Source organism: Streptomyces sp. NPDC002054 (assembly GCF_040296685.1).
In the GTDB taxonomy this organism is placed as follows: Bacteria; Actinomycetota; Actinomycetes; order Streptomycetales; family Streptomycetaceae; genus Streptomyces.
Window position 1 is genome coordinate 33688 of sequence record NZ_JBEOXT010000028.1, and the last position, 12602, is coordinate 46289.

Sequence of the window (12602 nt, forward strand, 5' to 3'; positions counted from 1 at the left end):
TGCCGCCGGGCGACCCGGCCGGCCGCTCGCCGAGCGCCCCGCGGTATCCGACCGCCGGCTCCGGGCCGAAGGAAGCACCGAAGCCGCGAAGGCGCGGGGCCGGCAGCCGGAGCAGGGACGGGCCGGGGCTCCCCCGGCGGGCCGGGGCTCCGCCGACCCGGCCGGGAAAGGCAGCGGGCCGGCCCGGGGGTGCCGGGTCGGCCCGAAAGCAACCGTGCGGTGCGGTGTCGCGTCGGCTAGACGAAGACCGCCAGGGACTTCGCCTTGCCGCCCTTCGGTTCCACCAGGCCCAGCAGCCGGCCCTCCGGGCCGAACACGGCGACCGGCTTCCCCGCCTCGTACTCGTCCGGCATCTCCAGCCGCACCCCGTTGCCCAGCAGCGCGGCGCGCCGCGCGTCCAGGTCCCAGCGCGGGAACGCCGCCTCCGCCGCCTCGGCGATCGGCATCACCGTCAGCTCCTCCTGGAGCTGGTCCAGGGTGCGCGCCTTGTCCAGCTTGTACGGGCCCACCCGGGTGCGCCGCAGCGCGGTCAGGTGTCCGCCGACGCCCAGGTCGGCGCCGAGGTCGCGGGCCAGCGCGCGGATGTACGTACCGCTGGAGCAGACCACCGAGACGACCAGGTCGATCACCGGGGTGCCGTCCTCGGCGGTCGCCTCGCGCATGTCGTAGACCTGGAAGGACGAGACGGTGACCGGGCGGGCCGGGATCTCGAATTCCTCGCCCTCGCGGGCGCGCTTGTAGGACCGCACGCCGTTGATCTTGATGGCGCTGACCTTGGACGGCACCTGCATGATCTCGCCGGTCAGCTTGCGGATGCCCGCGTCCACCGCGTCACGGGTGACCTTGGAGGCGTCCGTGGCGGAGCTGATCTCGCCCTCGGCGTCGTCGGTCAGCGTGTTCTGGCCGAGCCGGATCGTGCCGAGGTACTCCTTCTCGGTCAGCGCGAGGTGACCGAGCAGCTTGGTCGCCTTCTCGACGCCGAGAACGAGCACGCCCGTGGCCATCGGGTCGAGGGTGCCGGCGTGGCCGACCCGGCGGGTCTTGGCGATCCCGCGCATCTTGGCGACCACGTCGTGCGAAGTGAAGCCGGACGGCTTGTCGACGATGACAAGGCCGTCCGGCGTCGGGGTTGCGTGCTTGCTCATTCGGCTGCGTCGTCCTCGTCGGGCTTCTTGTACGGGTCGGCTTCGCCGGCGTACGTGGCGCCCGAGGAGGCCTGCCGCACCTGGGCGTCGGAGGCGCGCGCCTGGTCGAGGAGGTCCTCGATGGTCTTCGCGGTCTCCGGCAGGGCGTCCGCCACGAAGGTGAGGGTGGGCGTGAACTTGATGCCCGCGGCCTGGCCCACCGCCGAACGCAGGATGCCCTTGGCGCTCTCCAGGCCCTTCGCCGCGGCCTCCCGCTCCTCGTCGTCGCCGTACACCGTGTAGAAGACCGTGGCCTCCCGCAGGTCACCGGTGACCCGGGTGTCGGTGATCGTCACGTGCGTTCCGAGGCGCGGGTCCTTGATACCTCGCTGCAGCTTCTGGGCGACCACCTCCCGGATGAGGTCCGCCAGCTTCTTCGCCCGCGCGTTGTCGGCCACTGGTCCGTCTCCTTCTTCGTCTTGCAATCAGTCTTCATCACCGTGGAACCGCCGTCGCACCGACAGCAGCTCCACCTCCGGACGTGCCGCGACCAGCCGCTCACAGCGGTCGAGTACGTCCGATACGAACCCCACGTCCCCGGCCACCAGCGCGACCCCCAGTCGGGCTCTGCGGTGGAGGTCCTGGTCGCCCACCTCGGCCGCGCTCACAGAGAACTTGCGCTGGAGCTCGGCGACGATGGGCCGGACGACGGAGCGTTTCTCCTTCAGCGAATGAACGTCGCCGAGGAGCAGGTCGAAGGACAGAGTCCCCACGTACATGCAGTTCCGGATGTCCCGCCGGTTCGGGTTCGGTGACCTGCCAGCCAGTCGGGTGGCAGGGACACCAGAACCGTACACGGAACGGCCGGGGCCGATCGACGGAAATTTCCGCCGACCGGCCCCGGTCACCAGGCGCACAAGGCAACCGCTTAGGCGCGCGGCTTCTCGCGCATCTCGTAGGTCGCGATGACGTCGTCGATCTTGATGTCGTTGAAGTTTCCGAGGTTGATACCGCCCTCGAAGCCTTCGCGGATCTCGGTGACGTCGTCCTTGAAGCGGCGCAGACCGGAGATGGTGAGGTTCTCTGCGACGACCTTGCCGTCGCGGAGCAGGCGCGCCTTGGTGTTGCGCTTGACCTCGCCCGACCGGACCAGGACACCGGCGATGTTGCCCAGCTTGGACGAGCGGAAGACCTCGCGGATCTCCGCCGTGCCGAGCTCGACCTCTTCGTACTCCGGCTTGAGGAGACCCTTCAGGGCCGCCTCGATCTCCTCGATGGCCTGGTAGATCACCGAGTAGTACCGGACGTCGACGCCCTCGCGCTCCGCCATCTGCGCGGCACGGCCGGCCGCACGGACGTTGTAGCCGATGACGATGGCGTCGGAGCCCATCGCCAGGTCGATGTCGGACTCGGTGACCGCACCCACACCGCGGTGCAGGACCCGGATGTCGACCTCTTCACCGACGTCGAGCTGGAGCAGCGAGGACTCGAGAGCCTCGACCGCACCGGACGCGTCGCCCTTGATGATGAGGTTGAGTTCCTGGACCAGACCGGCCTTGAGCACCTTGTCGAGGTCCTCGAGGGACACCCGGCGGACGCGCTTGGCGAAGTTGGCGTTGCGCTCGCGCGCCGCCCGCTTCTCGGCGATCTGGCGGGCCGTGCGGTCCTCGTCGACGACGAGGAAGTTGTCGCCGGCGCCGGGGACGTTGGTGAGACCCAGGACCAGGACGGGGGTCGACGGACCCGCTTCCTCGACGTTGTTGCCCTTGTCGTCGAGCATCGCGCGGACTCGGCCGTACGCGTCGCCGACCACCATCGTGTCACCGATGCGGAGGGTACCGCGCTGGACGAGGACGGTGGAGACGGCACCGCGACCACGGTCGAGGTGCGACTCGATGGCGATACCCTGCGCGTCCTGCTCCGGGTTGGCCCGCAGGTCGAGCGAGGCGTCGGCGGTGAGGACCACGGCCTCCAGCAGGGAGTCGATGTGCAGACCCTGCTTGGCGGAGATGTCGACGAACATGGTGTCGCCGCCGTACTCCTCGGCCACCAGGCCGTACTCGGTCAGCTGACCGCGCACCTTGACCGGGTCGGCACCCTCGACGTCGATCTTGTTGACCGCGACCACGATCGGCACGTTGGCCGCCTTGGCGTGGTTCAGCGCCTCGATCGTCTGCGGCATGACACCGTCGTTGGCCGCCACCACGAGGATCGCGATGTCGGTCGACTTGGCGCCACGGGCACGCATGGCGGTGAACGCCTCGTGACCCGGGGTGTCGATGAAGGTGATGCGACGGTCTTCTTCGTTGACCTGGGTGGAGACCTGGTACGCACCGATGTGCTGCGTGATACCGCCGGCCTCGCCCGCAACGACGTTCGTCTTGCGGATGGCGTCCAGCAGTCGGGTCTTACCGTGGTCGACGTGACCCATGACGGTCACGACCGGCGGACGCGCAACGAGGAACTCCTCGCCGCCCTCGTCCTCGCCGAACTCGATGTCGAAGGTCTCGAGCAGCTCGCGGTCCTCCTCCTCCGGGCTGACGATCTGAACTTCGTAGTTCATCTCGCCCGCGAGGAGCTGGAGCGTCTCGTCGGAGACGGACTGCGTGGCAGTGACCATCTCGCCGAGGTTCATCATGACCGCGACCAGCGACGCCGGGTTGGCGTTGATCTTCTCCGCGAAGTCGGTGAGGGATGCACCGCGCGACAGGCGAACGACCTCGCCGTTGCCGCGAGGCAGCATCACGCCGCCCACGGACGGGGCCTGCATGGCCTCGTACTCCTGGCGCCGCTGCCGCTTCGACTTGCGGCCACGACGGGCCGGACCGCCGGGACGGCCGAAGGCACCCTGCGTGCCACCACGGCCACCGGGGCCGCCGGGACGACCGGCGAAGCCGGGACGACCGCCACCGCCGGCGCCACCGGGGCCGCCGCCGAAGCCGCCGCCACCACCGGGACGCGGGCCGCCGAAGCCGCCGCCACCGGCCGGACGCGAGCCCGGACCGGCCGGACGGCCGGCGAAGCCGCCGCCACCGGGACGACCGGCACCGCCGCCGCCACCGGGACGACCGCCGGGACCACCGGGACCGCGACCGCCGCCACCGGGGCCCGGACGCGGGCCGGCAGCGGGACGCTGCGGCATCATGCCCGGGTTCGGACGGTTACCGCCCGGGGCACCGCCCGGACGCGGGGCGCCGCCCTGCGGACGGGGCATGCCGGCCGGCGAGGGACGCCCACCGGGCTGACCGCCCTGGCCGGGACCCTGCGGACGGGGACCACCCTGGCCGGCGCCCTGCGGACGCGGGCCACCCTGACCGGCGCCGGGGGCACCGGGACGCGGGGCACCCTGCGGCCGGGGGGCCTGCGGGCGCGCCATGCCGGTGGAGCCACCGGAGGTGAAGGGGTTGTTGCCGGGACGCGGGCCGGCCGGACGGGCACCGCCCGGACGCGGAGCCTGGGCCCCACCCTGACGGGGAGCCTGGCCACCGGGAGCCGCACCTGCGGGACGGGCGCCACCGGGACGGGCACCGGCCTGGCCGGGAGCGGCCGGACGCTGCGCCGCCGGGCGCGGGCCCGGAGTCGCGGCGGGACGGGCCGCCGGGGCGGCCGGAGCCGACGGGGGAGCCTGGAATTCGGCCGCGACCGGGGCCGGAGCCGCCGGAGCGGGCTTCGGGGCCGGAGCCTTGGGACCGGGACGCGGGCCGGGAGCGGCCGGAGTCACCGGGGCGCTGACAGCCGGAGCCTCTGCGGCGGCCGGCTTGGGGGCCGGGGCGCCGGGCTTCGGGGCAGCAGGACGTGCCGCGGCAGCCGGGGACGGCGCAGCGGGCTTGGCGGGCGCAGCCTTGCGGGGCGCGCCGGGCTTTGCAGCGGTCTTGCCGGCGCCTCCGCCGGGTCCCTGCAATGCGTCGGTCAGCTTGCGTACAACGGGCGCCTCGATCGTCGAGGACGCCGAACGGACGAATTCACCGAGTTCTTGGAGCTTGGCCATGACGACCTTGCTCTCCACTCCGAACTCCTTGGCGAGTTCGTATACCCGGACCTTAGCCACTTCGCTCCTTTTAGGTCCGGGTTACGCCGGACCGTCGCTACTTCATGGGCGTACTCATCGCGTACTCATCGAGTGCTCATCGCAATCTCGACCTACTTCCAACTCGCGAGGTACCTGACCGCACGGGGTTCCGTGCCGTACTTCTTTCTTACGGTGTCGCCTCGATGACCGTCCGCAGGGCGGCGGTTTCGAGTGCCCCCTGAACCCTGAGGGCCCGGGGAAACGCCCGGCGGCGCACCGCCTGGTCGAGGCAGACCACGGCAGGGTGCACGTATGCACCCCGGCCGGGCAGCGTACCGCGGTGGTCGGGGACGCATTCGTCTCCGACCGCCACGATCCGCAGCAGATCGCTTTTGGCCGCTCGCTCCCGGCACCCCACGCAGGTGCGCTCAGGGCATGCGCGGGCATGCGTCCGGCCAGACACGCTCAGTCTACCTCCCCGTACCGACCTCACCCCTTCAGGCGAAAAATCGAACGGACGTTGTCTCTATCGTGGTCGTCTTCGTGACGCCACCTGTCTACCGGCCCGGAACCCCGGACCGGTACGGATTATTCCGCCGAACCGTCGTCCGCGGGCTCGGTGTCGGGGCGGATGTCGATGCGCCAGCCGGTGAGCCGGGCGGCGAGGCGGGCGTTCTGGCCCTCCTTGCCGATGGCCAGCGACAGCTGGTAGTCGGGCACGGTCACCCGGGCGGAGCGCGCGGCCATGTCGACGACCTCGACCTTGCTCACCCGGGCGGGCGACAGGGCGTTGGCGACCATTTCCGCCGGGTCGTCCGACCAGTCGACGATGTCGATCTTCTCGCCGTGCAGTTCGGCCATGACATTGCGCACCCGGCCGCCCATCGGGCCGATGCAGGCGCCCTTCGGGTTCAGGCCGGAGCGGGTGGACCGCACGGCGATCTTGGTGCGGTGACCGGCCTCACGGGCGATCGCGGCGATCTCGACGCTGCCGTCGGCGATCTCCGGGACCTCCAGCGCGAAGAGCTTCTTCACGAGGTTGGGGTGGGTGCGCGAGAGGGTCACGGACGGACCGCGGACGCCCTTCGCCACCCGGACGACGTACGTGCGCAGACGCAGGCCGTGGGTGTACTCCTCGCCGGGGACCTGCTCCTGCACGGGCAGGATGGCCTCCAGCTTGCCGATGTCGACCAGGACGTTCTTGGGGTCCTTGCCCTGCTGGACGACGCCGGTGATGACATCGCCCTCGCGGCCGGCGAACTCGCCGAAGGTCAGGTCGTCCTCGGCGTCGCGCAGACGCTGCAGGATCACCTGCTTGGCGGTCGTCGCCGCGATCCGGCCGAAGTCCGACGGGGTGTCGTCGAACTCCTTGGGCTCCTGGCCCTCTTCGAGATCCCTCGGGTCTTCCGTCGCCCACACGACCACGTGACCGTTGGTGCGGTCGAGCACCACGCGGGCCCGCCGGTAGCTGCCCTCGGTGCGGTGGTACGCAATGAGGAGGGCCGACTCGATCGCTTCGACGAGCAGGTCGAAGGAGATCTCCTTCTCCCGGACCAGACCCCGCAGGGCACTCATGTCGATGTCCACGGCTACGCCTCCTCTTCTTCCTGAATGCCGTTCTTGTCTTTACGGTTGAACTCGATTTCGACCCGCGCCTTGGCGATGTCGGTGAAAGCGATGCGGCGGGCGGTGGCCTTGCGGCCCTTCACACCCGGGACCTCCAGGTCCAGCCCCTCCTCGTCGACGCCGAGGATCCGGGCGACGAGGTCGCCGCTGTCGGCGAGCTGGAACTTCACGAGGCGGCCGGTGGCACGCACGTAGTGGCGGTGCTCGGTGAGCGGGCGGTCCGCGCCGGGGGAGCTGACTTCGAGGACGTACTCGTCCTCGCCCATCGCGTCGGTCTCGTCCAAGGTGTCGGAGATCTCGCGGCTCAGCTCGGCACAGGTGTCCAGCTCCACGCCCGCATCGGAATCCACGATGATCCGGAGCATCCGCCGCTTGCCCGCCCGGGACACCTCGATGTCTTCCAGGTCCAGGTCCTTCGCGGCGACCAGCGGCTCCAGCAGTCCGCGCAGCCTGTCGCTCTGGGGGGTGCTCATCCGGGTGACTCCTCGGCCGCGTGTGCTGTTGTGGTTTCCGTCGCGTGGATCGCGTGTCAGGTCAAAGGGTATCCGGTCGCAGGGGGTGTTGCCGTCCGCCCCATGGGCGGTGCCCCGGGTACCGTGATCACAGCCTGTCCCTGCCGCTCCGCTCCCGAGGATCCGCCGTGCCCTGGACCCTGCCCTCGCGAAGAAGCCTGCTCACCGGCACTGCCGGGGTGGTGGGCGCCGCACTGCTCTCCGGGTGTTCGGAGCCGGAACCGGGCGGGCGGACCGGCGCGAGCCCCGAAGCCTCACTCGAACGGCGGATGCGCGAAGCGGCCGTCCGTGACAGTCGGGCGCTGCTGGAACGTTACGACGCCACCCTCGCGGCCCATCCGGCGCTGAGCGGGCGGCTGGCGCCGTTCCGCGCGGCCGTCGTCGCGCACGTGGCGGCACTGGGCCCGGAGGCGGCTGGTGCGGCTGGTGCGGCTGGTGCGCCCGAGGCCTCCGGCGGGCCAGACGGCTCGGCCCGGCCCACGCCGTCCGGTGCCCCCCGCGCGGTGGTGCCTCCCAAACCCGCCGACGCCGTCGCCGCCCTGGCCGACGCGGAGCGGAGCCTCGCCGAGAACCGCACCGTCGCACTGGCCGGGGCCCCCGGCGAGCTGGCCCGGCTGCTCGCCTCGGTGGCGGCCTGCGGAGCCGTCCACCACCACCTGCTGACCACCCCCGGAGCCACCGCATGACGTCCGCCCCCTCCCCCACGCCCACCCCTGGTGTCGGCACCGGCCGCGGACCCGGATCCGACCGGGTCCTGGCCGCCGCCCAGGCCGCCCTCGCCGCCGAGCACGCGGCCTCGTACGGGTACGGGGTGATCGGCGCCCGGACCGCCGCCGCCCGCAGCGCCGAGGCCAAGGAGGCGTACGGCGGCCACCTCGCCCGGCGCGATGCGCTCACCCGGACGGTCCGCGAGCTCGGCGGCGCCCCGCAGCCGGCCGAGGCCGCGTACCGGATGCCCTTTCCCGTGCGCACGCCCGCCGATGCCGAGCGGCTGGCCGCCGACATCGAGGACCGGGTGGCGGGCGCGTACTCCGATCTGGTGCGTGCGGCGGAGGGTCCGCTGCGCCGGGAGGCGGCCGACGCCCTGACCGCGGCGGCGGTCCGCGCAGCACGCTGGCGCGGCACCGGCGTAGCCTTCCCTGGGCTGACGGAACGAGCGGGACAGGCGCAACCGGCCCAGCACAGCTGAAAGGGACCACGCACGCATGGCTTTTGAACCGCCGGAGCGGCTTGTACGGGCGCTCGGCGAACAGCCGGACACGGCGCAGCACGAGGACTGGCTGGCCCGGCTCCCCGGCCTCACCGAGGAGGCACTGGCCCGGCGCGGGGTACAGGCCCAGCGGGTGCAGGCACCGGGCGGGCGCAGCAGTCTGGTGGTCCTGGTCCGGTTCCCCGACGGCACCCCGGCCGCACTGAAGCTGGCCCCGCCGGCCGCCCGCCCCGACCGGGAGCTGGCCGCGCTGGCGCACTGGGGCGGCTTCGGCGCCGTACGCCTGCTCGACACCCGTCACGAGGACGGCGCCCTGCTGCTGGAACGCCTCCAGCCGGAGGTGTCGCTGCGCTCCCTGCCGGAGGCGAAGGCGCTGCTGGAGGCCTCCGGCACGATCCGGCGGCTGTGGGTGGCCCCGCCGGCCGGGCACGGGTTCGAGTCGGTTGCGGAGCGTACCGAGCGCCAGTCGGCCGGGCTGAAGGCGGCACCGGCGGAGCTGCTGGCGCTGGCCGGCACCGCGCTGGAGATGCGGGACGAGCTGGCGGCGGTACCCCCGGAGGAGCTGCTGCTGCACGGCAACTTCCGGCAGGGCAAGGTGCTGGCCGGCGAGCGGGCGCCGTGGCTGACGGTGGGCCCGGAGCCGCTGGTGGGCGAGCGTGCGTACGACCTGGCCCGGCTGGTCCGGGACCGGCTGGAGGACCAGGTCGCCTCCTCGGCGGGTCCGGCGGGCGCCAGGCGCCGGGTGAACCGGCTGGCGGACTCCCTGGAGGTGGACCGGGACCGGCTGCGCGGCTGGACCCTGTTCCGGGCGGTGGAGTCGGGGCTGCGGGCGCTGTCGGTGGGGCGCCGCCGGGATTCGGAACTGCTGCTGGAGTTCGCGGCCTGGTTGTAGGGCATACCGTTGAGTACGAGGTTCCGTACGGGGTTCCGTACGAAGTTCCGTACGCGCAGGGGGCCGTCATGGTCGAAGAACTGCTGGCGGCGGGAGTCGCCGCCGCTACCGGTGTCGCGGTCTATTTCGCTGCGGCGGCCCGGGTGGTCAAGCAGTACGAGCGAGGCGTGGTGTTCCGCTTCGGCCGGCTGCGGCAGGGCGTGCGCGGGCCCGGGTTCACGACGGTGGTTCCGGTGGTGGACCGGCTGCGCAAGGTGAACATGCAGATCGTGACGCTGCCGGTGCCGGCCCAGGAGGGCATCACCCGGGACAACGTCACGGTGCGGGTGGACGCGGTGGTGTATTTCAAGGTGGTCGACGCGGCCAGCGCGATCATCGAGGTGGAGGACTACCGCTTCGCGGTCTCCCAGATGGCGCAGACCTCGCTGCGGTCGATCATCGGCAAGTCGGACCTGGACGATCTGCTGTCCAACCGGGAGAAGCTCAACCAGGGGCTGGAGCTGATGATCGACAGTCCGGCGATCGGGTGGGGCGTGCAGATCGACCGGGTGGAGATCAAGGACGTGTCGCTGCCGGAGACCATGAAGCGGTCGATGGCGCGGCAGGCGGAGGCGGACCGGGAGCGGCGGGCCCGGGTGATCAACGCGGATGCGGAGCTGCAGGCTTCGAAGAAGCTGGCCGAGGCGGCGGGGGTGATGGCGGAGCAGCCGGCGGCGTTGCAGTTGAGGCTGCTGCAGACGGTGGTGGCGGTGGCCGCGGAGAAGAACTCGACGCTGGTGCTTCCGTTCCCGGTGGAACTGCTCCGCTTCCTGGAACGGGCGGCACAGCCGGCGGCGGAGCCGGGCCAGGCGGCGCCTGCGGCTCCGGCGGCGGAGCCGGGACAGGCTGCGGAGCCGGGGCCAGCGGTGGCTGCGGAGCCGAGCCGGGCCGTGGAGCCGGGCCGGGCGGCGGAGCCGGGGCCAGCGGTGGCTGCGGAGCCGGGCCGGTCTGCGGTCGGCGTCGGCGACTCGCCGGAGGAGCTCCCGCCGGCCGCGGCCTCGGCCCCGCCGGACCCGGAAGACCCAGCGAGCCCTGCGGCCCCGGCCGCGTAGCGGGGCCGGGGCGGGGCCGCCGCTGCGCGGGGCTTTCCCCCACCCCGCCCCTTCCCGAAACCGGGGCTCCGCCCCGGACCCCGTATGCCAGGGCTCCGCCCGGCACCTGCGCCCCGTGCCCACGTGGGGGCGGCTCCACCCCGCACCCCGGCCAACGCCGAGCCGCCTTGTACACCGGGGCTGCGCCCCGGGGCCTGCATGGGGGCCAGCCCCGAGCCCCGCGTGGGGGCTCCGCCCCCGGCCCGGCGCCGGCCAGGGCCTCGCCGCGTCCCCGTGCGGGGGCTGCGCCCGGCCCGGGCAAGGGCGCGGCCCGGGCCCGGCGCCGGCCAGGGCCTCGGCCGGCGCCGTGTGTGGGGCCCGCGCCCCGCGCCGGGCAGGGCAGAGGCACGGCACCGTGTGCCGGGGGGCTAGCGGGTGAGGCGGGTCAGGGCTTCGGGCCAGGGGAGGTCTTCGCGGGTGGCTGTTGCGCGGTTTTGGAGTTCGATGATGCCGTCTGCGGACTTGCGGCCGGCCACCACGATCCACGGGACGCCGATCAGCTCCGCGTCGGTGAGCTTCACCCCCGGCGACAGGCCGGGCCGGTCGTCCAGCAGGACCCGCAGGCCGGCGGCGGCGAGTTCCTCGGCCGCCTGCTCGGCCAGCGCCAGCTGGACCGCCTTGCCCGCCGCCACCACCTGCACGTCCGCCGGCGCGACCGCGGCCGGCCAGCACAACCCCTTCGCGTCGGCCGTCTGTTCGGCGAGCGCCGCGACCACCCGGGAGACCCCGATGCCGTACGAGCCCATGGTGACCCGGACCGGCTTGCCCTCCCGGCCCAGCACGTCCAGGCCGAACGCGTCGGCGTACTTCCGGCCCAGCTGGAAGATGTGCCCCACCTCGATCGCCCGGTCCAGGCGCAGCCCCGCCCCGCAGGACGGGCAGGGGTCGCCGTCCCGCACCACGACCACGTCGAGGTACGCGTCCACCTCGAAGTCCCGGCCGCAGACCACGTTCCGCGCGTGCGTGTCGGCCCGGTTGGCCCCGGTCACCCAAGCGGTGCCCGGCGCCACCCGCGGGTCGGCCAGGTAGCGGACCTTGCCCAGGCCCTGCGGGCCGACGTAGCCGCGTACCAGGTCGGGCCGGTCGGTGAAGTCCTCCGCGGTGACCAGTTCCACCACGGCCGGCGCGAGGTGCTCGGCGAGCTTGCCCAGGTCGACCTCGCGGTCCCCCGGCACCCCGACGGCGACGATCTCGCCATCGACCTTGACCAGCAGGTTCTTCAGCGTCGCCGAGGCCGGTACGCCGAGCAGCCCGGCCAGGGTCTCGATGGTCGGCGTGTCCGGGGTGTCGAGCTCCTCCAGGGCGGGGTGTTCGGCGCCGGCGTCGACCGGGGTCAGCGGGAAGGTGACCGCTTCCGTGTTCGCCGCGAACCCGCAAGCCGGACAGTGCGCGAAGGTGTCCTCGCCGGCCTCCGCGGGGGCCAGGAACTCCTCCGAGGCCGAGCCGCCCATCGCGCCGGAGACCGCCGAGACGATGCGGTGGTCCAGCCCGAGCCGGGTGAAGATCCGTACGTAGGCCTCGCGGTGGAGCCGGTACGACTCGGCCAGGCCCTCGTCGGTGACGTCGAAGGAGTACGAGTCCTTCATCTGGAACTCGCGTCCGCGCAGCACTCCGGAGCGCGGCCGGGCCTCGTCCCGGTACTTGGTCTGGATCTGGTAGAGCATCACCGGCAGGTCCTTGTAGGACGTGCACTGGTCCTTCACCAGCTGGGTGAAGACCTCCTCGTGGGTGGGTCCGAGCAGATGGTCGGCGCCCTTGCGGTCCTTGAGCCGGAAGAGCAGGTCGCCGTACTCCGACCAGCGTCCGGACACCTCGTAGGGCTCGCGCGGCAGCAGGGCGGGGAGCAGCACCTCCTGCGCTCCGATGGCGTCCATCTCCTCGCGGACGATGCGGGAGACGTTGTCGAGGACCTTCTTGCCGAGCGGCAGCCAGCTCCAGACCCCGGCCGAGGCCCGCCGTACGTATCCGGCGCGGACCAGGAGCCGGTGGCTGAGGGTCTCGGCATCGGCCGGGTCCTCGCGCAGGGTCCTGACCATCAGCCGGGACATCCGCTGGAGCTGGGGTGGGGTGGAGGTGGAGTGCGTTGCCATGCGGGGAGG

At 72.7% G+C, this 12602-nt stretch carries 12 protein-coding genes; 4 read left to right on the top strand and 8 right to left on the bottom strand.

Annotation, left to right across the window (positions count from 1 at the left end; genetic code table 11):
- Positions 1 to 236 precede the first annotated feature (236 nt).
- From truB to rimP, 7 genes are all read right to left on the bottom strand, one after another.
- Complete coding sequence (gene truB / locus ABT123_RS24440) at positions 237 to 1145, bottom strand: tRNA pseudouridine(55) synthase TruB (protein ID WP_351318273.1); 909 nt, start codon at positions 1143 to 1145, stop codon at positions 237 to 239.
- Positions 1142 to 1582 (bottom strand): 30S ribosome-binding factor RbfA, encoded by a 441-nt coding sequence (gene rbfA / locus ABT123_RS24445; protein ID WP_351318275.1) that lies wholly within the window; start codon positions 1580 to 1582, stop codon positions 1142 to 1144. The genes truB and rbfA overlap by 4 nt, the downstream gene beginning before the upstream one ends.
- 27 nt (positions 1583 to 1609) lie before the next feature.
- A complete protein-coding gene (locus tag ABT123_RS24450; RefSeq protein WP_351318277.1) occupies positions 1610 to 1903 on the bottom strand; it encodes a DUF503 domain-containing protein in 294 nt (97 codons plus the stop codon).
- A 149-nt stretch (positions 1904 to 2052) separates the two neighbouring features.
- Positions 2053 to 5172 carry a translation initiation factor IF-2 gene (infB, locus tag ABT123_RS24455; RefSeq protein WP_351318279.1) on the bottom strand — a complete coding sequence of 1040 codons (3120 nt, stop codon included), beginning with the start codon at positions 5170 to 5172 and terminating at the stop codon, positions 2053 to 2055.
- A gap of 148 nt (positions 5173 to 5320) precedes the next feature.
- A complete protein-coding gene (locus ABT123_RS24460) occupies positions 5321 to 5596 on the bottom strand; it encodes a YlxR family protein (protein ID WP_351318281.1) in 276 nt (91 codons plus the stop codon).
- Between the two features lie 125 nt (positions 5597 to 5721).
- Positions 5722 to 6720: a transcription termination factor NusA gene (gene nusA, locus ABT123_RS24465; protein WP_351318283.1), complete on the bottom strand. Its 999-nt coding sequence runs from the start codon at positions 6718 to 6720 to the stop codon at positions 5722 to 5724.
- Positions 6721 to 6722: 2 nt separating this feature from the next.
- Positions 6723 to 7232, bottom strand: coding sequence for a ribosome maturation factor RimP (gene rimP / locus ABT123_RS24470; protein WP_351318285.1), 510 nt, complete (start codon positions 7230 to 7232; stop codon positions 6723 to 6725).
- A 167-nt stretch (positions 7233 to 7399) separates the two neighbouring features.
- Here rimP and ABT123_RS24475 point away from each other — a divergent pair, with 167 nt between their 5' ends.
- From ABT123_RS24475 to ABT123_RS24490, 4 genes are all read left to right on the top strand, one after another.
- Positions 7400 to 7957 (top strand): hypothetical protein, encoded by a 558-nt coding sequence (locus tag ABT123_RS24475; RefSeq protein WP_351318287.1) that lies wholly within the window; start codon positions 7400 to 7402, stop codon positions 7955 to 7957.
- Entirely contained in the window at positions 7954 to 8460 is a 507-nt protein-coding gene (locus ABT123_RS24480; RefSeq protein ID WP_351318289.1) for a ferritin-like domain-containing protein, read from the top strand. The genes ABT123_RS24475 and ABT123_RS24480 overlap by 4 nt, the downstream gene beginning before the upstream one ends.
- Before the next feature lie 16 nt (positions 8461 to 8476).
- A complete protein-coding gene (locus ABT123_RS24485; protein WP_351318291.1) occupies positions 8477 to 9373 on the top strand; it encodes an aminoglycoside phosphotransferase family protein in 897 nt (298 codons plus the stop codon).
- A gap of 68 nt (positions 9374 to 9441) precedes the next feature.
- Positions 9442 to 10464 (top strand): slipin family protein, encoded by a 1023-nt coding sequence (locus ABT123_RS24490; protein WP_351318293.1) that lies wholly within the window; start codon positions 9442 to 9444, stop codon positions 10462 to 10464.
- A 407-nt stretch (positions 10465 to 10871) separates the two neighbouring features.
- Here ABT123_RS24490 and ABT123_RS24495 read toward each other — a convergent pair whose 3' ends face one another.
- Positions 10872 to 12593, bottom strand: coding sequence for a proline--tRNA ligase (locus ABT123_RS24495; RefSeq protein ID WP_351318295.1), 1722 nt, complete (start codon positions 12591 to 12593; stop codon positions 10872 to 10874).
- Between the last annotated feature and the right edge of the window lie 9 nt (positions 12594 to 12602).

Excerpts from the sequence above, each read along its gene's own strand:
- truB (WP_351318273.1), bottom strand. The coding sequence starts at position 1,145 with ATGAGCAAGCACGCAACCCCGACGCCGGACGGCCTTGTCATCGTCGAC.
- ABT123_RS24450 (WP_351318277.1), bottom strand. The coding sequence starts at position 1,903 with ATGTACGTGGGGACTCTGTCCTTCGACCTGCTCCTCGGCGACGTTCAT.
- rimP (WP_351318285.1), bottom strand. The coding sequence starts at position 7,232 with ATGAGCACCCCCCAGAGCGACAGGCTGCGCGGACTGCTGGAGCCGCTG.
- ABT123_RS24480 (WP_351318289.1), top strand. The coding sequence starts at position 7,954 with ATGACGTCCGCCCCCTCCCCCACGCCCACCCCTGGTGTCGGCACCGGC.
- ABT123_RS24485 (WP_351318291.1), top strand. The coding sequence starts at position 8,477 with ATGGCTTTTGAACCGCCGGAGCGGCTTGTACGGGCGCTCGGCGAACAG.
- ABT123_RS24490 (WP_351318293.1), top strand. The coding sequence starts at position 9,442 with ATGGTCGAAGAACTGCTGGCGGCGGGAGTCGCCGCCGCTACCGGTGTC.
- ABT123_RS24495 (WP_351318295.1), bottom strand. The coding sequence starts at position 12,593 with ATGGCAACGCACTCCACCTCCACCCCACCCCAGCTCCAGCGGATGTCC.